The following is a 19145-nucleotide window of genomic DNA, read 5'->3' on the forward strand; positions in this document are numbered from 1 at the left end:
TGAGCGAGTGCGAAGCGGCGAAGTGTGCCGCAATCCATCGAAGCGGCGAAGTGTGCCGCAATCCATCGAAGCGGCGAAGGGTGCCGCAATCCATTCTGCGACGGCCCGTGTTCAGGCGGGTTGAAGGCAACCGCAATTTCTGCGCAAGGATCCGGGCCGCCGGGCGCGCGTCAGGGGGTCGTCGAGGGCGTCGTCGACGGGGCCGGTGCGGCCGCCTCAGCCTGATCCGCGGTCGAGATCGCCACCGGCAGGTACTGGTAGACGGTCTGCTGCGTGAAGCTGGTGTCGTCGTTCGCGTTGCCCTCGACCCATACGGTCATCGCGAACTCGAGCGTCATGCCGTACGTGTCGGCCGGCAGCCCGTGGATCACGGTCTCGGGAACGTACAGCCCGCCCTGGAAGCTGTTGAGCAGCAGACCGCGGTCCGAGCGGATGGTGTCGCTGGGGACGAGGGTCCGCGGGTCGGCGCTGAACTGGAACGGGCTCTGCACCTGACCCGACGTCTGCGCGGTCTGCGAGGTGATCGAGATCGACGAGATGAACACGCGGCGCTTCTGCGACAGCACCGACTTCTCGTCGACGCGGTTGTCGTGGACGTTCACGGCGAAGCCGAACGTCTTCTCGGCGTCGGGGGTCCACTCCTGCGTGCGCTTGGGGTTCTGCGCCCACACGTCCAGGCGCAGCTCGAGATCTTGCGCGACGTCGGACGACAGCGCTACCGAGCCGTCGTAGGTGAACTGCGAGTTGAACGCCATCGCGGCGGACGGCGACGCGGCGGGCGCGGGCACGGCGGAGACCGGCTCGCCCTGCACGGTGTTGATGATGTCGGCCACCTGGCCGCAGCCGCTGAGCGCGACCATCGAGAGGGCGAGACCGCCCGCGGCGACGGCGGTGCGGAGGCGGAGGGAGCGGCGCGGAGACATGCGAGACCAGGGCTTTCGAGACGGGAGGCCGGCGTCGGGTGTCCGCGGGCTCGGCCATACAATCACCCGCCGCGGCGCGGCGCCGGCGACTTGGGCGACTCTTCAGTCGCTCTTGCGGCGACCTTGAGCTTTCGCCCCGCCCGCGCCTTACTCCGGCCGCGCCTTACTCCGCCTGCGCCGCGATCGCGACGGTCAGGCTGTCGCTCGCGGTCTGCTTGGCGTACTCGCTCGACGTCGGCGTCGTCTGCACCAGGAAGTCATACGTGAACCGCAGCGTGACGTACGTCGCCTCCGGCGGCACCTCGCCGACGTAGAACGTCTGCGAGTAGCTGTACGGCGCGAGCACGAGGTAGCCGGGGTTGGTCGCCGACTGGTCGGCGCTCGGCTCGAGCGGACCGAGGTCGCCCTCGGCGTTGCCCGGCACCGCGATCATGGTGGCCTTCTGCAGGTAGACGCGCTGACCGTCATCGGGAGACACCGTCGTGACGAGCGACAGGCTGACGGGTTTGAGCGCGGTCGCCGACCAGCGGTCCATCGACAGATCCGACCAGTAGTTGAGGGATGCCGTCACAGCCCCGGCCGTCACCTGACGCTCGGTCGACCCGCTGGACAGATCGTTGGGAACGGGCGGCGGCACGGCCGAACGCGAGACGCTCGGCGATGGCGCGGGGTCGGCGGATCCGCCGTCTCCACCCCCGGAGGGGAGGTTCCACGGCGCGGGCCCGCAGCCCACGAGCGCCACGGCGGTCACCGTCATCGCGGCGGCCGTCGCCCAGCGTCGCATCATCGTTCCTCCCGGTCCCCGTAGCAAAGTGTACGCACGCGCTCGCAGGCGGGACGCCTAGAGTGTTCGGGTGCCAGACGCCGTCTCGTCCCGGCCCCTGCGGAGGGCGCAACTCGCGCTGATCGCCGTGGCCGCCGCATTCCTGCTCGCCGTCATCGTCCTCGCCGCGTGGGTCGGCGTTCGCGCCGCCCTCGCGTACGGCGAGTTGCGCGAGGTCGAGTCCTCGGCCCGCACCGCCGTCGACCTCATCGCCGACCCCGCCGCGGCAGCACCGCACATCGCCGATGTCGCCGACCATGCCGCGAGCGCCCGCGACCTCACCTCCGATCCGCTGTGGCGGCTGGCGGAGGGGGCGCCGTGGATCGGCCCGCAGCTGAGCGCGGTGTCCACCATCGCCGCGGCGGCCGACGATGTCGCGCGCGACGGGCTCCTGCCGCTCGCCGACGTCGCCTCGGCGTTCTCGGCCGACGCCTTCCGTCCCGTCGACGGCCGCATCGACACCGCGATCTTCACCGAGATCGCCGGCCCCGCGCGGGCCGGCGCCGACACCGTGGCCGCCGCGGCGGCATCCGTGTCCGCGCTCGACGACACCCCGCTGCTCGGCCCCGTTCGCTCGGCGGTCGACGAGGTCGCGACCCTGCTCGACACCGGCGCCACGGCGACCGATGCGCTCGCCCGCGCCGCCACCCTGCTCCCCGCGATGCTCGGCGCCTCCGGCGAGCGCACCTACCTCGTGGCGTTCCAGAACAATGCCGAGTGGCGCTCGATGGGCGGCATCGTCGGTGCCATGGCCGTGATCCGCACCGCCGACGGGCGCATCGAGCTCACCGGGCAGGGCTCGTCGTCGGACTTCCGCAACTTCGGCGAGCCGGTGCTGCCCCTCGACTCCGAGATCGAGCGGATCTACGAGACGCGCCCGGCCCGCTACATCCAGAACGTCACCCAGGTCCCCGACTTCACGGTCGGCGCACCGCTGGCCCGCGAGATGTGGCTGCGCGAGACCGGCCAGTCCGTCGACGGCGTCATCGCGACCGACCCCGTCGCCCTGTCGTACATCCTCGAGGCGACCGGCCCCGTCGAGCTGCCGACGGGCGACGTCCTGTCGGCCGAGAACGCCGTGGCTCTGCTGCTCAACGACGTCTACGCCCGCTACGAGGACCCGCGCGCGCAGGATGCCTTCTTCGCGGCGGCCTCGGCTGCGGTCTTCGAGCGCCTCGCCGCCGGCGCCGCCGACCCCGCCACGCTCATCAGCGCCCTCGGCCGTGCGGGCGACCAGCGGCGACTCCTGCTGTGGAGCGCCGTCCCCGAGGATCAGGCCGTCCTCGCCGACACGACCCTGGCGGGCACTCTCCCCGCGGGCGACGACGACACCGCGGCGTTCGGGGTGTTCCTCAACGACGGCACCGGCTCGAAGATGGACTACTACCTCACCGCCGACACCCGTCTGGCCTGGCAGTCGTGCACCGCCGACGGCCGGGGCGTGGCGGCCGCACCGCTCACCCTCGACGTGACCGTGACCAACAACGCTCCCCCGGATGCCGCCACCTCCCTTCCCGAGTACGTCACGGGCGGCGGCGCGTTCGGCGTGCCGGCGGGCGTGGCGCGGACGGTCGCCTACCTGTACCTCCCCGAGGGATACGCGCTGTCGTCCGCGACCCGGTCCGACGGCGCCGGGTTCGGCGGCGGATCGCACGCCGGCCGGCAGGTGATGGTGTTCTCGTCCGACCTCGCCCCGGGGCAGTCCGTGACCGCGACGCTCACCGTCACGCCCGACGGCGGCGCGGGTGCCGCAAGCGCTTCCGCCGCTGTGACGCCCACCATCGACGCGAATCGGCCCACGATTGTTGTCGCCGGGTGCGGCGGGGCATAGACTCAGCCCCATCATGCGCCGCACCGCCTCTTTCGCCGCCGCTGCGGCCCTCGCCGCCGCCATCGTCGCGCTTCCCGCCGCGGCATCCGCGTCGACGACCGGTGCGACCATCTACCCGCCGACGAACTCGTGCACGACGACGCCGAGCGCCTTCGTCGCCGGCAGCACCGTCGAGTTCGCCTGCGCCGACGGCACGTTCGGACCCGACGAGGCCATCACGATCACCGTCCGGGGCGAGAACGGCGCCGGCGTCTCGTTCGCCCGCGCCTCGTTCGCCGTCACCACGGGCACCACGGTCCGCGAGTCGACCGCCAGCGGCGCGCTCGAGCCGGTCGCGCTGACCTTCCCCGCCGACGCCGTCGGCGTGTACAACGTCGAGGCGATCTCCGCGACGTCCGCGGGCGGTACCGCGAGCGCGTCGGTCACCACCGAGGCGGGCCTCCCGGCCACCGGTGGCGACGCGCGCACGGCTCTCGGCCTGTGGGTCGGCGGCGGTTCGCTGGTCGCAGCCGGTGCCACGATCGCCCTCGCTGCGGCGGTCCGCCGCGCCCGCGACGCGCGCGTCTGACCTGACGTCAGCCACCTTCGGCACGTTCTGCGTGCAGCCGCGGCGCGTCGCTTCCGATCCGGATCACGAAATGTTAACGCGATCGAAATCTGGGAGCTTGCGCCTGGGAGCGGTTTCCCTGGATACTTGCTGGGACCACTCCTGACGTAATCCTTAGATTTTCGTTTCCGTTGGGTGTGAGCCCTTTGGACATCCCCAGGAAAGCAGGACTCATGAAGAACCGTTTCGTCAAGGCGGCGGCTGGCACGGCCCTCGCCGCAGCGGCTGTCCTCGCAGCCCCCGCGATCGCCAACGCCTACACGCCGGAGCCGGTCGGCGGTTCGTCCGCAACCATCGCTCCCGGTGGCAGCGCGACGATCTCGTTCGACGACTTCGCCCCGGGCGAGGCCGTCACCGGCACGCTGACGGGTGAGAACGCCGCCGCGGGCAGCGTTGCATTCGTCAAGTTCGCGGTCACCTCGACCAGCACCACCAAGACCGCCAACGCGTCCGGTGACGTCTCCTTCGTGGTGACGCTCCCCGCCAACGCGACCGGCACCTACACCCTCGTGGCCGACGGCGCCGTCTCCGACGCCGCCACCGTCACGATCGCTGTCCCGGCTGCGGCCGGCGGCGGCAGCACCGGCGGCTCGGGCACCCTGCCCGCCACCGGTGGCGACAACGCTGCTCTCCTCGGCCTGTGGATCGGCGGTGGCGCTCTCGCCCTCGCCGGTGGCAGCATCGCCGTCGCGAGCACGGTTCGCCGCCACCGCAACGCGGAGGTCGCTGCCTGATCAGGCGCAACGCAGAGAGGGATGCCCCGGAGCTTCGGCTCCGGGGCATCCCTCTTTTGTACGCGGCCCTGGCCCGGTCGCGGCGCGGCCCGGGCTCGGGCCCGGGCTCGGGCTCAGCCGGCCTCGGCGGTCACGAGGATCGGCAGGTGGTCGCTGCGCCCCTGCGGCAGCGTCTGCACGCGGGCGATGTCGAACCCGACGCTCGTCGCGAAGTCGTAGTGTCCGCGGAAGAACTTGTACCGCGTGTACGTCCGGGAGTCGCTCAGCGTCAGCTCGTAGCCCTGCTGACGGACGACCTGCCCGAGGTTCTCCTTGAACACCGGGTAGTTGTAATCGCCGACCATGAGAATCGGCAGCCCCTCCCCCAGCTCGCTGAGCGATGTCAGCGCCGCCTGGATCTGGTTGCGCCGCAGCGAGTTCAGCGCCGTCAGCGGCGCCGCGTGGAAGCTCGCGACGATCAGGTCGCGACCGTGGTCGATGTCGCGCAGGCGCACGCCGAGCATGCGCTCCTCCGCCGGCTTGAGCACGCGGTCGTGCAGCGACTTCTTCAACGAGAGCGACCGGACCTCGACCGCGCGGTAGGTGTTCTCGCGGTAGTACACGGCGAGCCCGAGCCGGTTGCGTGCGGTCGCCTCCGCCAGGCGCAGGCCGCTGATCTCGTCCGGGATGCCGGCGGTGTCGGCCTCTTGCAGGCAGAGCACGTCGGCGGAGTGCTGTTCGACGAGGTCGGCGAGTTCGGATGCCGCGCGGTGCTTGCGCAGGTTGTACGAGATGACCTTCATGGTCTGGTCAGGCTACGCCCGCAATCTTTCGGTCAGGTGTCGCTTGCGCGGCGCGCACGGGTCTGCTCCGCTCGCGCCGCGAGCAGGTCGTCGGCGGGGTAGCCGACCTCCGTCAGCGTGAGGCCGCGCGCCGCCAGCACCGGGAAGGCGCTCGTGCGGGTGCGGGCATCGCGGAGGGCGGCGACGTCCGCCACCTGCAGGCGACCCTCGCCGACCCCGACGCACGCGCCCACGAGCGCGCGCACCATGCTGTGGCAGAAGGCGTCGGCCTTCACGTTCGCCACGAGGACGCCGCTCTCGTCGCGTCCCCAGTCGAACTCCAGCAGCGTGCGGATCGTCGTGGCTTCGGGCCGCGGCTTGCAGTAGGCCGCGAAGTCGTGCAGCCCGGTGAGGCTGCGGGCGGCGGCATCCATCGCCGCGACGTCGAGACTCGCCGGCACGAATGTCGTCCGGAACCGCTCGAGCGGGTCGTAGCCGGTATCGCGGTCAGCCACCCGGTAGGCGTACCGCCGCCAGACAGCCGAGAAGCGCGCGTCGAACCCGTCGGGGGCGACCGAGGTGGCGCGCACGTGCACGTCGGCGTAGCGGCCGAGCACACCGTTCAGCCGCGCGGCGAGCGCCGCCGGCTCGGGGCTGCGCCCGCGACCGAGCCGCGCCTCCTGCGCGTCGCTCAGATCGAGATGCGCGACCTGCCCCGAGGCGTGCACGCCGGCGTCCGTGCGCCCCGCGACCACCAACTGCGCCTCGCCGCCCAGCACGCGCGTGACGGCCGCCTCGATCGCGCCCTGCACGGTCCGCAGCTGCGGCTGCCGCGCCCAGCCCGAGAACGCGGTGCCGTCGTAGGCGATGTCCAGTCGCAGACGCACCCGTCAGGCTTCCAGCTCGTCGCGGGTCGGCGGATTCGCGCCGGGACGGGAGACGGTGATCGCGGCGGCACGCACAGCGCGCTCCAGCGCCGCGTGCAGCGCCTCGGCGTCGCCCGGCACGCCGCGCTCGACGAGCGTCGCGATGAGGCTCGCCATGAACGAGTCGCCCGCGCCGATGGTGTCGGCGACGGCGACCGTCGCACCCGGCACCGTCACGAGCGCGCCGTCGGCTGCTCGCCCGATCGCGCCGTCGGCGCCCCGGGTCATCACCACCGCGCGAGGCCCCCACGCGGCGATCGTCTCGAGCACCTCGGATGCCGCGGCACCGGGCCACAGCCACCCGGCATCCTCGTCGCTCAGCTTCACCAGGTCGGATGCCGCGGCCGCACGGGCGAAGCGTGCGAGCGCGGTGTCGTGGGCCCCGACGAGCGCGGGGCGGATGTTCGGGTCGACCGTCACGATCGCCCGACCGCGTGCGGCCTCGAGGGCCGCGAGACACGTCTCGCCGCCCGGGTCGAGGAACAGCGCGATCGAGCCGGTGTGGACGAGGGCGGTCTCGTCGCCGGCGTCGGGGGCGACGACCCCGGCGACGGCGAAGGTGTACTGCGCCGAGCCGTCGGGCTGGATGCGCGCGTGGGCGCTGTCGGTGGCGGCATCCGTCCACGCCGTGTCGGCGATCGTCACGCCCGCTGACCACAGGTGGTCGGCGATGCGCTCACCGCGGGCGTCGCGACCCAGGCGGGTGGCCAGCCGCACGGGAACACCCAGTCGTGCGACGCCGACCGCGACGTTGGCGGGGCTGCCTCCCACGTGCTCACTGACGCTGCCGGCCGACTCGACGACGTCGACCAACGCCTCGCCCAGCACGAGGACCTCCGCAGAGCCCATGATCCACCTCTCGCCGAACGCGATCTGCGCTCCACAACCGGTCTACCACATCGCCTCGCGGGCGCCGTCTACACTGGGAGGCCGCCGACGCCCGTCCCCCCGACGCCCCCGGACATCGCCGTATGACTTCACCTCCTCTTCCGCGCGCCCGCATCGCCGGGCTCGACGGCCTGCGCGCCCTCGCGGTGCTGCTCGTCGTGCTCGCCCACCTGTTCCCCACCGGCCCGCTGCGCAGCGGCTACGTCGGCGTCGACGTGTTCTTCGTCCTCTCGGGCTTCCTCATCACGAGCCTGCTGCTGCGCGAGAACGCCCGGCACGGCCGCATCCGGCTCCGGCGATTCTGGGCGCGCCGCGCCCGGCGACTGCTGCCCGCGCTCGCGGCCGTCGTCACCGTGAGCGCGTCGCTGGCCTGGGTGGTCGGCGGCGACATCCTCGTCGACATGGGCCGGCAGGTCGTCGGCGCCGCGACCTTCTCGTACAACTGGGTGTCGCTCGCCGGCGGCTCCGGCTACTTCGCCGCGACCGACCCCGAGATCTTCCGCAACCTCTGGTCGCTCGCCGTCGAGGAGCAGTTCTACGTCGCCTGGCCGCTCGTGCTGCCGTTGTTCCTGCTCCTGCCCGGGCGTCGCTCGCGCACCGCCCTTGCGGCGCTCCTCGCGGTCGCTTCCGCGGCCTGGGCGGTGGTGAGCCTGTCGTCGGGCGCCGACCTGACGCGGGTATATTTCGGCACCGACACCCACGCTTTCGGGCTGCTCCTCGGCGTCGCCCTGGCGTTCCTCCTGCACGGGACGGTCGCCCGCCGCGCCTCCATCGCCGGCGTCGGCCCGGTCTGGGGCGTCGTGGTCGGCGCCCTCGCGGTCGCGGGGCTCGTCGTCACCGCCCTCATCGGCGGCGACGGCAGCGGTGCCGGCGGCGGGGTCGGCGGGGTCGCCTTCCCCGCCTCGAGCATCGTCGCGTCGCTTCTCACCGCGATCGCGGTGACCGTGGCGGCGTGGCCCGGCTCGTGGTTCGGCCGCGCCCTCGACGTCGCTCCCCTGCGGTGGATCGGCGAGCGCTCGTACGCGATCTACCTCTGGCACTGGCCCCTCGTCGTCCTGGCGACCTTCCAGCTCACCGGCGTCGGTCCCGACGTCGCGGTGCCCGTCAGTGTCGGGCTCGCGGTCCTCGTCGCCACGCTCGCCCTCGCGGCCGGCTCGTACCGCTGGCTCGAGCAGCCCGTGCGCCGCCACGGCTTCCGCGGCGCGCTCCGCCTCGCGCGCGCGAACCTGCACGCACGGCCGGCACGCCGCCTCGCGACCCTCGGCGTCGCGGCGCTGGCCGCGCTCGCGCTCGGCGGCACGACGGCGGCGGTGGCCGCGGCTCCGCGCGAGACCACGAGCGAGACGGCCGTCGACGCGGGCCGCGCCGCGCTCGAGCAGGCGCGGCGCGACGCCGAAGCCCGCCCGGCGCCCGCCGCGCAGGACGTCGACGGCTCTCAGGTGACGGCCGTGGGCGACTCGGTCATGCTCGCCTCGGCGCCCGGCCTCCTCGCCGAGATGCCGGGCATCGCCGTCGACGCCGAAGTATCGCGTTCGCTGGCCGCGGGCGCCCACATCATCGAGGACCTCGCGGCGTCGGGCGCGCTGCGTCCGGTCGTCGTCGTGGGCCTGGGGACCAACGGCCCCGTGTCGACCGAGACGCTGCAGCGCATCGTGGATGCCGCCGGCCCCGAGCGGTCGGTCATCCTCGTCACCGCGTTCGCGCCGCGCGCCTGGATCCCCGGCGTCAACCGCGACCTCACCGCGTTCGCCGCCGCGAACCCGCACGTCGTGATCGCCGACTGGGCCGGCGCGATCGCGGGCCGCACCGACCTGCTCGCCGCCGACCAGTTCCACCCGGGCGCGGAGGGCGGCGCGGTCTTCGCCCGCACCGTGCGCGAGGCGATCGTCGGCGCCGAGACGCAGCGCGCTACCGCGGCATGGGCCGCCGAGCGCGCCCGCACCGTCCTGCTCGACCTGTTCGAGGGGCGCGGCTCCCCTCAGTAGTGCCGTACGAGCACCCGATCGCGCTCGTACGCCTCGAAGCCGAGGGCGCCGTAGAGCGCGGTCGCGCCCGTCGGGCTCTCGGTGTCGACATCGAGCACGGCGAGCCCGAGGCCCGCGTCCCGCATCGCCGCGAGCGAGCGCGAGATGACGCGCGGCGCGAGGCCCCGACGCCGGTGCGACCGCACGACGCCGACCAGGTCGATGTAGGCGTTCGGACCGAGCACGTCGAAGTCCTCGTCGTTGACCGAGACCAGGCAGAACGCGACGATCCGTCCGTTCTCGAGCGCGAGGGTGCAGAGGTCGGGACGCAGCAGCGGACCGCCGATGAACTGCTGCCAGCGCTCGGGCGTGCTCGGGAGGCTCCCCCAGTGGTCACGGAACGCGTCGTTCCGGGCAGCCCGCGCGTCTTCGGCACGGTCGGACGTGAAGGGCACCAGCTCGATGCCGGCCACGGGCTCGAGCGCGGGGATCGGCGCGCCCAGGTCGCGGTGCATCGTCGAGAACCACCGCTCGGTGCGGTAGCCGTGCGACTCGGCGATGCGCTCGAGGGCCGCATCCTTCTCGGACGCGTAGATCTGGATCTGCGCCGGCAGCGTCGCCGCAGCATCCGATGCCGCCACCTCGATCAACTGCTGCTCGGCGCGGGCGTGCTGCCACGCGAAGAGCGCCGCTCCGATGCCCCGACCGCGGCGATCGGGACGCACCGCGCCGCTGAGGTACACGTGCAGATGCTCGTCGCGCGAGGGGTGCAGCGTCACGGTGCCGACGGCCACCGCCTCGCCCTGCGCGTCGAACGCGATCAGGGTGTCGCGGGAGTGGTCGACGTGCGACAGCTCGAACGTCTCGGCGACCTCGTGCCGCGGCGTGGTCCACGTCGGGTGGTCGACGCGGTCGGCGGCGGCTTGCACACCGTGGATCGCGTCGATGTCGGCCGCGGTGGCGCCCCGCCACTGCGCGACCTCGGGGTGCGTGGGCACGACCGGCTCGGATGCCGTGCCGACGCGTTCTGCCAGGCTTCTCGCGTTGTTCTCGCTCACCGCTCCAGCCTGGCACACGCACCCCGCGAACGAGAACGGGCCCGCACCCTCTGAGCGAGAGGTGCGGGCCCGTCGGACGCGGTGACGCGTCGTTACTTCTTGTCGTCCTCGGCGGGAGCCTCAGCGGCGTCCTCGGCCGCAGCCTCGGCGGCTGCGCCCTCTTCCGGCGACTCGGCGCCGGCGTCGGCGGCCGTGTCGTCGGCGGGAGCCTCGGTGGTCTCCTCGACAGGAGCCTCCTCGACAGGAGCCTCCTCCGCGGCGGGAGCCGCGGCAGCCGACTTCTTGGCCGACTTCGGCTTCGGGCTCACCGGCTCGAGCACGAGCTCGATGACGGCCATGGGGGCGTTGTCGCCCTTGCGGTTGCCGATCTTCGTGATGCGGGTGTAGCCACCCTCGCGCTCCGCGACGAGCGGGGCGATCTCGGCGAACAGCTCGTGCACGACGCTCTTGTCGCCGATGACCGAGGCGACGCGACGGCGCGCGTGCAGGTCGCCGCGCTTCGCGAACGTCACGAGACGCTCGGCGTAGGGACGCAGGCGCTTGGCCTTGGTCTCGGTCGTGGTGATCGACTTGTGCGTGAACAGGGCCGCGGCGAGGTTCGCGAGAAGCAGGCGCTCGTGGGCGGGGCCGCCTCCGAGGCGGGGACCCTTCGTGGGCTTAGGCATGTCTTGTTACTCCAGAAGAAAAAGGGGGCTCAGAGGTTCTCGTCGTCGTATCCGCCGTAGAAGTGCGCACCGTCGAACCCGGGGACCGAGTCCTTCAGCGACAGGCCGAGCGAGACGAGCTTGTCGCGCACCTCGTCGACCGACTTCTGACCGAAGTTGCGGATGTTCATGAGCTGCGTCTCCGAGAGGGCGACGAGCTCGGACACCGTGTTGATGCCCTCGCGCTTGAGGCAGTTGTACGAGCGGACCGACAGATCGAGGTCTTCGATCGGCATCGACAGCTCGTTGGTGAGAACCTCGGCGACCGGCGCGGGGCCGATCTCGATGCCCTCGGCCTCGACGTTCAGCTCGCGGGCGAGGCCGAACAGCTCGGTGAGGGTGCGACCGGCCGACGCGACAGCGTCGCGGGGCGAGATCGACGACTTCGTCTCGACGTCCAGCACCAGCTTGTCGAAGTCGGTGCGCTCACCGGCACGGGTCGCCTCGACGCGGTAGCTGACCTTGAGCACGGGCGAGTAAATCGAGTCGATCGGGATCTGACCGGCCTCGGCGTACTCGTTGCGGTTCTGCGTCGCCGAGACGTAGCCGCGGCCGCGCTCGATGACCAGCTCGAGCTCGAACTTGGCGCTGTCGTTCAGCGTCGCGATGACCAGATCGGGGTTGTGGACCTCGACACCGGCGGGAGCCGAGATGTCGGCGGCCGTGACCTCACCGGCGCCGGTCTTGCGCAGGTACGCCGTGATGGGCTCGTCGCGCTCCGACGAGACCACGAGCTGCTTGATGTTGAGGATGATCTCGGTGACATCCTCCTTCACGCCCGGGATGGTGCTGAACTCGTGCAGCACGCCGTCGAAACGGATGCTGGTCACGGCGGCGCCGGGGATCGACGACAGCAGGCTGCGGCGCAGCGCGTTGCCGATCGTGTAGCCGAAGCCGGGCTCGAGCGGCTCGACGACGAACCGGCTGCGGAATTCGCCGATCTTCTCCTCGGTCAGAGTGGGACGCTGTGCGATGAGCACTATGTGTTCCTTTCGATCACGTGACCGCTATATGACACGTGCAATTCAGTGAGGTGTTGAGTTTTCAAGGAAACGACGGAAGTCCGGATGCCGCGTGGTGCGGCATCCGGATCCGTGTCGGCTCAGACGCGGCGGCGCTTGGGGGGACGGCAGCCGTTGTGCGCCTGCGGGGTGACGTCCTGGATGGACCCCACCTCGAGGCCGGCGGCCGTCAGCGAGCGGATCGCGGTCTCACGGCCCGAACCCGGGCCCTTGACGAAGACGTCGACCTTCTTGACGCCGTGCTCCTGCGCCTGACGCGCAGCGGACTCGGCGGCCATACCGGCGGCGTAGGGGGTCGACTTGCGCGAGCCCTTGAAGCCGACGCCACCCGAGGAGGCCCAGCTGATGACGGCGCCCGACGGGTCGGTGATCGAGACGATCGTGTTGTTGAACGTCGACTTGATGTGGGCGTGGCCCAGCGCGATGTTCTTCTTCTCCTTGCGGCGCGGCTTGCGCGCTGCGGACTTGGCCTGTGCCATGTGCGTGTTCTCCTAAACCTGTGGGGGCCGCGCCTTAGCGCGCCTTCTTCTTGCCGGCGACGGTGCGCTTGGGACCCTTGCGCGTACGCGCGTTGGTCTTGGTGCGCTGACCGCGCACGGGCAGGCCACGGCGGTGGCGCAGACCCTCGTAGGAACCGATCTCGACCTTGCGGCGGATGTCGGCGGCGACCTCGCGGCGCAGGTCACCCTCCACCTTGTAGTTGCCCTCGATGTAGTCGCGGAGCGCGACGAGCTGGTCGTCGCTGAGGTCCTTGACGCGGATGTTCTCGTCGATCTCCGTCGCAGCGAGGATCTCGTTCGAGCGGGTACGGCCCACGCCGAAGATGTACGTGAGGGCGATCACCACGCGCTTGTCGCGCGGGATGTCAACGCCGGCAAGACGTGCCATGCGGTTCTCCTAGGAGTAATCGAAGGTGTGGAGCAGGATCGGTGCTCGGGCCTTCGTCCCGAGGTGTCCCCCGCCGGCGCGCCGGTGGGTTCTGATCTGCCTGAAGTGTGTTGAGTTGTGGATGCCGGATGCCGCGCGGACGCGGCATCCGATCAGCCCTGGCGCTGCTTGTGACGCGGGTTCGACTTGCAGATGACCATGACGCGACCGTGGCGACGGATGACCTTGCAGTGGTCGCAGATGGGCTTGACGGAGGGGTTGACCTTCATGATGTTCCTGATTCGCTGTCTTCGCCGACGAGCCGGAGGCTCGGGGCGTTACTTCTCGACCGGTCTCAGCGGTAGCGGTAGACGATGCGCCCGCGGGTGAGGTCGTAGGGGCTGAGCTCCACGACGACGCGGTCTTCGGGGATGATGCGGATGTAGTTCTGTCGCATCTTCCCGGAGATCGTGGCGAGGACCTTGTGTCCGTTGCTCAGCTCGACGCGGAACATCGCGTTCGGCAGAGCCTCGGAGATCACGCCCTCGATCTCGATGACACCGTCTTTCTTGGCCATACGCTCGCTTACAGTTGTGCAGACCGGTCGGTCTGCGTTGGATGGGATTTTCGGTGACACGCCAATGACGGCGCAACGCACCAAAGAGCAAGCATACGCGCTACCGCACGCCCCGGCAACTCACGGGATCTCCCCCGGCGCGTCGCCTCTCTCGGGCGCTCAGTCGAAGAGCGTCGCGAACGAGCCCTGCGCGGGGATCGTGCTGTTCGAGATGACCTCGCCGTTGACCGCGAGGGTCGGCGTGCCGATGCCGCTCGACCCGGGCTGAACGGGGGTCTCCTGGGTCATCGCAGCGACGTACGACGCGTACGTGCGGTCCGCGACGCAGGAGTCGATGCCGGTGACGCCGGCCTCCGAGGCGATCTGCAGGATCTGCTCATCGGTCAGGCCCGGCGACTGTTCGGCGGGCTGCTGCTCGAACATGGCCTGCATGAACGGCACGGCGGCGTCGGGGTCGGCCTCGGCGACGCAGTACATCGCGTTCGCTGAACGAGTCGAGAACTCGGTGCCCTGCGAGAAGCGGTCGAGGATCGAGACGGGGTGGATCTTGAGCGTGAGCGTGCCCTCCTCGACCATGTCGAGGATCTCGGGGCCGTAGGTCGTCTCGAACTGGCCGCAGATCGGGCACATGAAGTCGACGTAGGTGTCGAGCGTCTGCGGACCATCACCGACGACGATCGCGCCCGTCTCCTGCTCGATGCCCGAGCCGGTCGGCGGGGTGCCGGGGTCGGTCGCGCTGTTGTTCATCCAGACGACCAGACCGATGATCAGTGCCACGACGACCACCACGGCCGTCGACACCCAGATCGCGAACCAGTTGGTCTTGCCCGTCGCAGCAGTAGCCATCGCTTCTCTCCTCAGCCGATCTCCGTCGGCACGATTCCATACGGAGCGAGCCCCGCGGCGCCACCATCGGGGGCCGTGAGAACCCAGATGCCTCCATCATGCACGGCGACGCTATGTTCCCAATGAGAGCCGTCCGTGCCGTCCACGGTTGAGACCGTCCAGTCGTCGTCCTCGACGAACGTCGCCTCCGACCCCGCCACGACCATCGGCTCGATGGCCAGCACGAGCCCGGGCTTGACCTCGGGGCCGAGGTCGGCCACGCGGTAATTGAACACCGACGGCGCCTCGTGCATCTTGCGGCCGATGCCGTGACCGACGTAGTCGCGCAGAATGCCGTAGTCCTCGCCCGACGCCTCGATCGACGTCTGAATCGCATCCCCGATCTCGGCTATGTGACGCGCATTCGCGAGCGCCGCGATCCCCGCCCACAGCGACTGCTCGGTGACCTCCGACAGGCGCTCGCGTGCGGCGACGACGTCGGGGCGCGACGGGTCCGGGAGCACGATCGTGAAGGCCGAGTCGCCGTTCCAGCCGCGGTACTGCGCGCCGGCGTCGATCGACAGGATGTCGCCCGGCTCGAGCGGACGGTCGTTCGGGATGCCGTGAACCACCTGCTCGTTGACCGAGGCGCACACCGTGTGGCGGTACCCCCGGACGAGCTGGAAGTTCGACTCCGCTCCGCGCGAGCGGATGACCTCGGCGGCGACGGCGTCCAGCTCGAGCGTGGTCACTCCGGGGGCCACGCGCTCGCGCACCGCCTGCAGCGCAGCCGCCGTGATCAGGCCCGGCTCGACCATCGCCCGCAGCTGCGCGGGCGATTTGTAGATGGAGCGGCGGCCGATCACGCGGTGATGCCGCGAGCGGCCAGCGCCGCCGTGATGCGCTCGGTGATCTCGTCGAGCGAGCCCACGCCGTCGATCTGGTCGACGATGCCGCGCTGGCGGAAGACGTCGAGGATCGGCGCCGTCTCGCGCTCGTAGATCGCGAGACGCTTCGCGATGGACTCCTCGTTGTCGTCCGCGCGCCCCTGCTCGGCGGCGCGCTTGGACAGCCGCGCGATCGACTCGTCGCGCGGGACCACGAGCTCGATGACGCCCGTGAGCTCCTCGCCGCGCGCCTGCAGGAACGCGTCGAGGTCGCCCACCTGCGCGAGGTTGCGCGGGTACCCGTCGAGGAGGAATCCGCCGGCGGCATCCGCCTGCTCGAGTCGGTCGCGCACGATCGCGCTGGTCAGCTCATCGGGGACGAGGTCTCCCCCGGCGATGATGGCCTGCACCTGCTGGCCGAGCTCGGTTCCCTCCGCCACGTTGGCGCGGAACACGTCGCCGGTCGAGACCGCCGGAATGCCCAGCGCTTCGGCGATGCGGACGCCCTGCGTGCCCTTACCGGACCCCTGGGGGCCGACGATCAACAGACGTGCAGCCGTCATCGCAGCAGCCCTTCGTAGTGGCGCTGCTGGAGCTGCGCATCGATCTGCTTCACGGTCTCGAGGCCGACACCCACGATGATGAGGATCGAGGCCCCGCCGAACGGGAAGTTCTGGTTGGCGCCCACCGTCGCCAGCGCGATCAGCGGAAGCAGGGCGATCAGACCGAGGTAGATCGACCCGGGCGCGGTGATGCGGGTCAGGACGTAGTCGAGGTACTCGGCCGTCGGGCGCCCCGCACGGATGCCGGGGATGAACCCGCCGTACTTCTTCATGTTGTCCGCGACGTCGACCGGGTTGAACGTGATCGCGACGTAGAAGTACGTGAAACCGATGATCAGGAAGAAGTACACCGCCATGTAGAACGGGCTGTCGCCGGTGGTGAAGTACTGCTGGATCCACGCCACCCAGCCGGGAACGTTGCCGTCGGCATCGGGGTTCTGGTTGAACTGCGCGATGAGCGCCGGGATGTAGAGCAGCGACGAGGCGAAGATGACGGGCACGACGCCGGCCATGTTCACCTTGATCGGGATGTAGGTGTTGGTGCCGCCGTAGGTGCGGCGACCGACCATGCGCTTGGCGTACTGCACGGGGATGCGCCGCTGGGACTGCTCGACGAAGACGACGAGCGCGACCACGGCGATGCCGACGGCGAGCACGAGGAGGAAGACCTCGAAGCCGCGGGCGATCGCGATCGACCACAGCGCGGCGGGGAACGTCGCCGCGATCGAGGTGAAGATGAGGATCGACATGCCGTTGCCGACGCCGCGCTCGGTGACGAGCTCGGCGAACCACATGATGAGGCCGGTGCCGGCGGTCATGGTGATGATCATGAGGAGCTGGGCGTACCAGGCCTCGGAGGTCACGAGCTGCTCGCACTCGGGCACGCCGGCGACGGGGATCAGCTGGCCCGAGCGGGCGACCGTGACGAGGGTCGTGGACTGCAGCAGCGCGAGCGCGATCGTCAGGTAGCGCGTGTACTGCGTGAGCTTCGCCTGCCCCGACTGGCCCTCCTTGTAGAGGGTCTCGAAGTGCGGGATGACCACGCGCAGCAGCTGCACGATGATCGTCGCGGTGATGTACGGCATGACGCCGAGCGCGAAGATCGACAGCTGCAGCAGGGCGCCGCCCGAGAACAGGTTCACGAGCGAGAGCAGGCCCTGCGCGGTGCCGCTCTGGTCGAGACAGCTCTGCACGTTCGGGAAGTTCACGAACGGCGTCGGCACGTGCGCGCCCAGGCGATAGATGGCGATGATCGCCAGGGTGAAGCCGATCTTCCGCCGGAGATCCGGGGTGCGGAAGACCCGCGCAATGGCGCTGAACAAGTGGATTCCTCCCAGGGGATGGGCGGCGTCTCGGGACGACACCGTCAACCAGGGTATCCCAGCGCGTTCACAGACGCGCCCCGGGATACGACGAAGCGAGGGCCGGAGTGAACTCCGGCCCTCGCTGGCGCATTACTTGATGGAACCGCCGGCGGCGACGATCTTCTGCTCGGCAGAGCCCGAGACCTTGTCGACCGACACGTTCAGAGCCACCGAGATGTCGCCGGTGCCGAGCACCTTGACCTTCTCGTTCTTGCGGACGGCACCCTTGGCGACGAGGTCGCCGATGGTGACGTCGCCGCCCTGGGGGTAGAGCTCCGCGAGCTTGTCCAGGTTCACGACCTGGTACTCGACGCGGAACGGGTTCTTGAACCCGCGCAGCTTCGGCGTACGCATGTGGAGCGGCATCTGGCCACCCTCGAAGCCGGCCTTGACCTGGTAGCGAGCCTTCTGGCCCTTGGTACCACGGCCTGCGGTCTTACCCTTCGAGCCCTCACCGCGACCGACACGGGTCTTCGCGGTGTTGGATCCGGGGACGGGACGCAGGTGGTGAACCTTCAGCACACCGGGGCGGGTGGCCGAGGTCTCGGCCTTCGCCTTCTTGTCGTCCTTCTTCTCAACCATCAGTCGATCTCCTCAACCTTCACGAGGTGCGCGACGGTCTTGACGTAGCCGCGCGTCTGCGCGTCGTCGGGACGGACGACCGAGTCGCCGATCCGCTTGAGACCCAGCGAACGCAGCGTGTCACGCTGGTTCTGCTTCTCGCTCACCTTGGACTTGACCTGGGTGACCTTCAGTCGAGCGGCCATCAGGCACCTACCTTCTGTGCAGCGTTCGCCTCGGCCTCGGCACGCACGAGGCGAGCCGGTGCGACCTGGTCGAAGTCCAGGCCACGGCGTGCGGCGACCGCACGGGGCTCCTCGAGCTGCTTCAGCGCCTCGACGGTCGCGTGCACGATGTTGATCGTGTTCGACGAGCCGAGCGACTTCGACAGGACGTCGTGGATACCGGCGCACTCGAGCACGGCGCGGACCGGGCCACCGGCGATGACACCGGTACCGGCGGCAGCCGGACGCAGGAGCACGACACCAGCGGCGGCCTCACCCTGCACGGGGTGCGGGATGGTCGAGCCGGTGCGGGGAACGCGGAAGAAGTTGCGCTTGGCCTCTTCGACGCCCTTCGAGATGGCGAGGGGGACCTCGCGGGCCTTGCCGTAGCCGACACCCACGAGACCGTTGCCGTCGCCGACGACGACGAGAGCGGTGAAGCTGAAGCGACGACCACCCTTGACGACCTTCGAGACGCGGTTGATCGTGACGACGCGCTCCAGGAACTGGCTCTTGTCGGCGTCGCGCGAACCGCGGTCGCGGTTGTTGGAACGCTCACGGCTGCCGCGACGGGGCTCGCGGGCCTCGCGCTCGACGGGAGCGGTGGCCGCAGCCTGCTCGGTCGTAGCCTGTTCGGTCACAGGGTTCTCTCCGTTGTTGTTGGTCACTGCATCGCTCACAGGTTCAGACCTCCCTCGCGAGCGCCGTCGGCGATCGCTGCGACACGGCCCGCGTAGCGGTTGCCACCGCGGTCGAACACGACGTCGGCGACGCCGGCGGCCTTGGCGCGCTCGGCGACGAGCTCGCCGACCTTGCGAGCCTTGGCGGTCTTGTCACCGTCGAACGTGCGCAGGTCGGCCTCGAGGGTCGACGCCGAAGCGACCGTGTGGCCCTTGGCGTCGTCGACGAGCTGCACGAAGACGTGGCGGGCCGAGCGGGTCACGACCAGGCGAGGCCGCGACTCGGTGCCCACGATCTTCTTGCGAAGGCGGGCGTGGCGACGCGCACGCGCGTCGGACTTGCTCTTCAGAGCCAT

The 19145-nt window shown here is 70.5% G+C and carries 24 protein-coding genes; 4 read left to right on the forward strand and 20 right to left on the reverse strand.

Features of this window, described 5'->3' with window-relative positions; genetic code table 11:
• Positions 1–170 precede the first annotated feature (170 nt).
• Both PUW82_RS00085 and PUW82_RS00090 read right to left on the reverse strand, forming a co-directional pair.
• Entirely contained in the window at positions 171–923 is a 753-nt protein-coding gene (locus PUW82_RS00085) for a fructose 1,6-bisphosphatase (RefSeq protein WP_274220358.1), read from the reverse strand.
• 163 nt (positions 924–1086) lie between these two features.
• Complete coding sequence (locus PUW82_RS00090) at positions 1087–1707, reverse strand: hypothetical protein (protein ID WP_274220359.1); 621 nt, start codon at positions 1705–1707, stop codon at positions 1087–1089.
• 70 nt (positions 1708–1777) lie between these two features.
• Here PUW82_RS00090 and PUW82_RS00095 point away from each other — a divergent pair, with 70 nt between their 5' ends.
• From PUW82_RS00095 to PUW82_RS00105, 3 genes are all read left to right on the forward strand, one after another.
• Positions 1778–3577 (forward strand): DUF4012 domain-containing protein, encoded by a 1800-nt coding sequence (locus tag PUW82_RS00095; protein WP_274220360.1) that lies wholly within the window; start codon positions 1778–1780, stop codon positions 3575–3577.
• Between the two features lie 13 nt (positions 3578–3590).
• Entirely contained in the window at positions 3591–4145 is a 555-nt protein-coding gene (locus PUW82_RS00100) for a cell wall protein (RefSeq protein ID WP_274220361.1), read from the forward strand.
• A gap of 212 nt (positions 4146–4357) precedes the next feature.
• Positions 4358–4918, forward strand: a complete 561-nt coding sequence (locus PUW82_RS00105) for a hypothetical protein (RefSeq protein ID WP_274220362.1) — start codon at positions 4358–4360, stop codon at positions 4916–4918.
• A gap of 113 nt (positions 4919–5031) precedes the next feature.
• Here PUW82_RS00105 and PUW82_RS00110 read toward each other — a convergent pair whose 3' ends face one another.
• The 3 genes from PUW82_RS00110 to PUW82_RS00120 are packed head-to-tail and all read right to left on the reverse strand — an operon-like array spanning position 5032 to position 7454.
• The gene (locus tag PUW82_RS00110; RefSeq protein WP_274220363.1) at positions 5032–5700 is read right to left on the reverse strand and encodes an endonuclease/exonuclease/phosphatase family protein; all 669 of its coding nucleotides are present in this window, start codon (positions 5698–5700) and stop codon (positions 5032–5034) included.
• A gap of 32 nt (positions 5701–5732) precedes the next feature.
• Positions 5733–6566: a tRNA pseudouridine(38-40) synthase TruA gene (truA, locus tag PUW82_RS00115; protein ID WP_274220364.1), complete on the reverse strand. Its 834-nt coding sequence runs from the start codon at positions 6564–6566 to the stop codon at positions 5733–5735.
• 3 nt (positions 6567–6569) lie between these two features.
• The gene (locus PUW82_RS00120; RefSeq protein WP_274220365.1) at positions 6570–7454 is read right to left on the reverse strand and encodes a carbohydrate kinase family protein; all 885 of its coding nucleotides are present in this window, start codon (positions 7452–7454) and stop codon (positions 6570–6572) included.
• Between the two features lie 122 nt (positions 7455–7576).
• Between PUW82_RS00120 and PUW82_RS00125 the strand changes: the two genes are divergently transcribed.
• Positions 7577–9478, forward strand: a complete 1902-nt coding sequence (locus PUW82_RS00125) for an acyltransferase family protein (protein WP_274220366.1) — start codon at positions 7577–7579, stop codon at positions 9476–9478.
• Here the strand turns inward: PUW82_RS00125 and PUW82_RS00130 are convergent.
• From PUW82_RS00130 to rplR, 15 genes are all read right to left on the reverse strand, one after another.
• Complete coding sequence (locus PUW82_RS00130; protein ID WP_274220367.1) at positions 9472–10515, reverse strand: GNAT family N-acetyltransferase; 1044 nt, start codon at positions 10513–10515, stop codon at positions 9472–9474. The two genes, PUW82_RS00125 and PUW82_RS00130, sit on opposite strands and share 7 nt — an antisense overlap.
• Before the next feature lie 92 nt (positions 10516–10607).
• Positions 10608–11180 (reverse strand): 50S ribosomal protein L17, encoded by a 573-nt coding sequence (gene rplQ, locus PUW82_RS00135; RefSeq protein WP_274220368.1) that lies wholly within the window; start codon positions 11178–11180, stop codon positions 10608–10610.
• 29 nt (positions 11181–11209) lie between these two features.
• Positions 11210–12199, reverse strand: coding sequence for a DNA-directed RNA polymerase subunit alpha (locus PUW82_RS00140; protein ID WP_274220369.1), 990 nt, complete (start codon positions 12197–12199; stop codon positions 11210–11212).
• A 122-nt stretch (positions 12200–12321) separates the two neighbouring features.
• Positions 12322–12720, reverse strand: a complete 399-nt coding sequence (gene rpsK / locus PUW82_RS00145; RefSeq protein WP_023954078.1) for a 30S ribosomal protein S11 — start codon at positions 12718–12720, stop codon at positions 12322–12324.
• 34 nt (positions 12721–12754) lie between these two features.
• Entirely contained in the window at positions 12755–13129 is a 375-nt protein-coding gene (gene rpsM, locus PUW82_RS00150; protein WP_274220370.1) for a 30S ribosomal protein S13, read from the reverse strand.
• A 152-nt stretch (positions 13130–13281) separates the two neighbouring features.
• Entirely contained in the window at positions 13282–13398 is a 117-nt protein-coding gene (gene rpmJ / locus PUW82_RS00155) for a 50S ribosomal protein L36 (RefSeq protein ID WP_005050492.1), read from the reverse strand.
• A gap of 65 nt (positions 13399–13463) precedes the next feature.
• A complete protein-coding gene (infA, locus tag PUW82_RS00160; RefSeq protein ID WP_017201569.1) occupies positions 13464–13685 on the reverse strand; it encodes a translation initiation factor IF-1 in 222 nt (73 codons plus the stop codon).
• Between the two features lie 159 nt (positions 13686–13844).
• Positions 13845–14531, reverse strand: coding sequence for a DsbA family protein (locus tag PUW82_RS00165; RefSeq protein ID WP_274220371.1), 687 nt, complete (start codon positions 14529–14531; stop codon positions 13845–13847).
• An 11-nt stretch (positions 14532–14542) separates the two neighbouring features.
• Positions 14543–15376: a type I methionyl aminopeptidase gene (gene map / locus PUW82_RS00170; RefSeq protein WP_420792701.1), complete on the reverse strand. Its 834-nt coding sequence runs from the start codon at positions 15374–15376 to the stop codon at positions 14543–14545.
• Positions 15373–15960 carry an adenylate kinase gene (locus PUW82_RS00175; RefSeq protein ID WP_274220372.1) on the reverse strand — a complete coding sequence of 196 codons (588 nt, stop codon included), beginning with the start codon at positions 15958–15960 and terminating at the stop codon, positions 15373–15375. Before PUW82_RS00175 ends, map begins: the two co-directional genes overlap by 4 nt.
• Complete coding sequence (gene secY, locus PUW82_RS00180) at positions 15957–17282, reverse strand: preprotein translocase subunit SecY (protein ID WP_274220373.1); 1326 nt, start codon at positions 17280–17282, stop codon at positions 15957–15959. The genes PUW82_RS00175 and secY overlap by 4 nt, the downstream gene beginning before the upstream one ends.
• A gap of 132 nt (positions 17283–17414) precedes the next feature.
• Positions 17415–17906: a 50S ribosomal protein L15 gene (gene rplO, locus PUW82_RS00185; protein WP_274220374.1), complete on the reverse strand. Its 492-nt coding sequence runs from the start codon at positions 17904–17906 to the stop codon at positions 17415–17417.
• On the reverse strand, positions 17906–18091 hold the full coding sequence (gene rpmD / locus PUW82_RS00190; RefSeq protein WP_023954062.1) for a 50S ribosomal protein L30: 186 nt from the start codon (positions 18089–18091) through the stop codon (positions 17906–17908). Before rpmD ends, rplO begins: the two co-directional genes overlap by 1 nt.
• A complete protein-coding gene (gene rpsE, locus PUW82_RS00195) occupies positions 18091–18789 on the reverse strand; it encodes a 30S ribosomal protein S5 (protein ID WP_420792702.1) in 699 nt (232 codons plus the stop codon). Before rpsE ends, rpmD begins: the two co-directional genes overlap by 1 nt.
• Complete coding sequence (rplR, locus tag PUW82_RS00200) at positions 18786–19145, reverse strand: 50S ribosomal protein L18 (RefSeq protein WP_210006223.1); 360 nt, start codon at positions 19143–19145, stop codon at positions 18786–18788. Before rplR ends, rpsE begins: the two co-directional genes overlap by 4 nt.

The sequence above is a fragment of the Microbacterium thalli genome (assembly GCF_028737325.1).
GTDB lineage: Bacteria > Actinomycetota > Actinomycetes > Actinomycetales > Microbacteriaceae > Microbacterium > Microbacterium thalli.

Bases quoted from the DNA above. Each gene is read 5' to 3' on its own strand.
- PUW82_RS00085 (WP_274220358.1), bottom strand. From the start codon at position 923: ATGTCTCCGCGCCGCTCCCTCCGCCTCCGCACCGCCGTCGCCGCGGGC.
- PUW82_RS00090 (WP_274220359.1), bottom strand. From the start codon at position 1,707: ATGCGACGCTGGGCGACGGCCGCCGCGATGACGGTGACCGCCGTGGCG.
- PUW82_RS00100 (WP_274220361.1), top strand. From the start codon at position 3,591: ATGCGCCGCACCGCCTCTTTCGCCGCCGCTGCGGCCCTCGCCGCCGCC.
- PUW82_RS00105 (WP_274220362.1), top strand. From the start codon at position 4,358: ATGAAGAACCGTTTCGTCAAGGCGGCGGCTGGCACGGCCCTCGCCGCA.
- PUW82_RS00110 (WP_274220363.1), bottom strand. From the start codon at position 5,700: ATGAAGGTCATCTCGTACAACCTGCGCAAGCACCGCGCGGCATCCGAA.
- PUW82_RS00120 (WP_274220365.1), bottom strand. From the start codon at position 7,454: ATGGGCTCTGCGGAGGTCCTCGTGCTGGGCGAGGCGTTGGTCGACGTC.
- PUW82_RS00125 (WP_274220366.1), top strand. From the start codon at position 7,577: ATGACTTCACCTCCTCTTCCGCGCGCCCGCATCGCCGGGCTCGACGGC.
- rplQ (WP_274220368.1), bottom strand. From the start codon at position 11,180: ATGCCTAAGCCCACGAAGGGTCCCCGCCTCGGAGGCGGCCCCGCCCAC.
- rpsK (WP_023954078.1), bottom strand. From the start codon at position 12,720: ATGGCACAGGCCAAGTCCGCAGCGCGCAAGCCGCGCCGCAAGGAGAAG.
- rpsM (WP_274220370.1), bottom strand. From the start codon at position 13,129: ATGGCACGTCTTGCCGGCGTTGACATCCCGCGCGACAAGCGCGTGGTG.
- rpmJ (WP_005050492.1), bottom strand. From the start codon at position 13,398: ATGAAGGTCAACCCCTCCGTCAAGCCCATCTGCGACCACTGCAAGGTC.
- infA (WP_017201569.1), bottom strand. From the start codon at position 13,685: ATGGCCAAGAAAGACGGTGTCATCGAGATCGAGGGCGTGATCTCCGAG.
- PUW82_RS00165 (WP_274220371.1), bottom strand. From the start codon at position 14,531: ATGGCTACTGCTGCGACGGGCAAGACCAACTGGTTCGCGATCTGGGTG.
- PUW82_RS00175 (WP_274220372.1), bottom strand. From the start codon at position 15,960: ATGACGGCTGCACGTCTGTTGATCGTCGGCCCCCAGGGGTCCGGTAAG.
- rplO (WP_274220374.1), bottom strand. From the start codon at position 17,906: ATGGTTGAGAAGAAGGACGACAAGAAGGCGAAGGCCGAGACCTCGGCC.
- rpmD (WP_023954062.1), bottom strand. From the start codon at position 18,091: ATGGCCGCTCGACTGAAGGTCACCCAGGTCAAGTCCAAGGTGAGCGAG.
- rplR (WP_210006223.1), bottom strand. From the start codon at position 19,145: ATGGCTCTGAAGAGCAAGTCCGACGCGCGTGCGCGTCGCCACGCCCGC.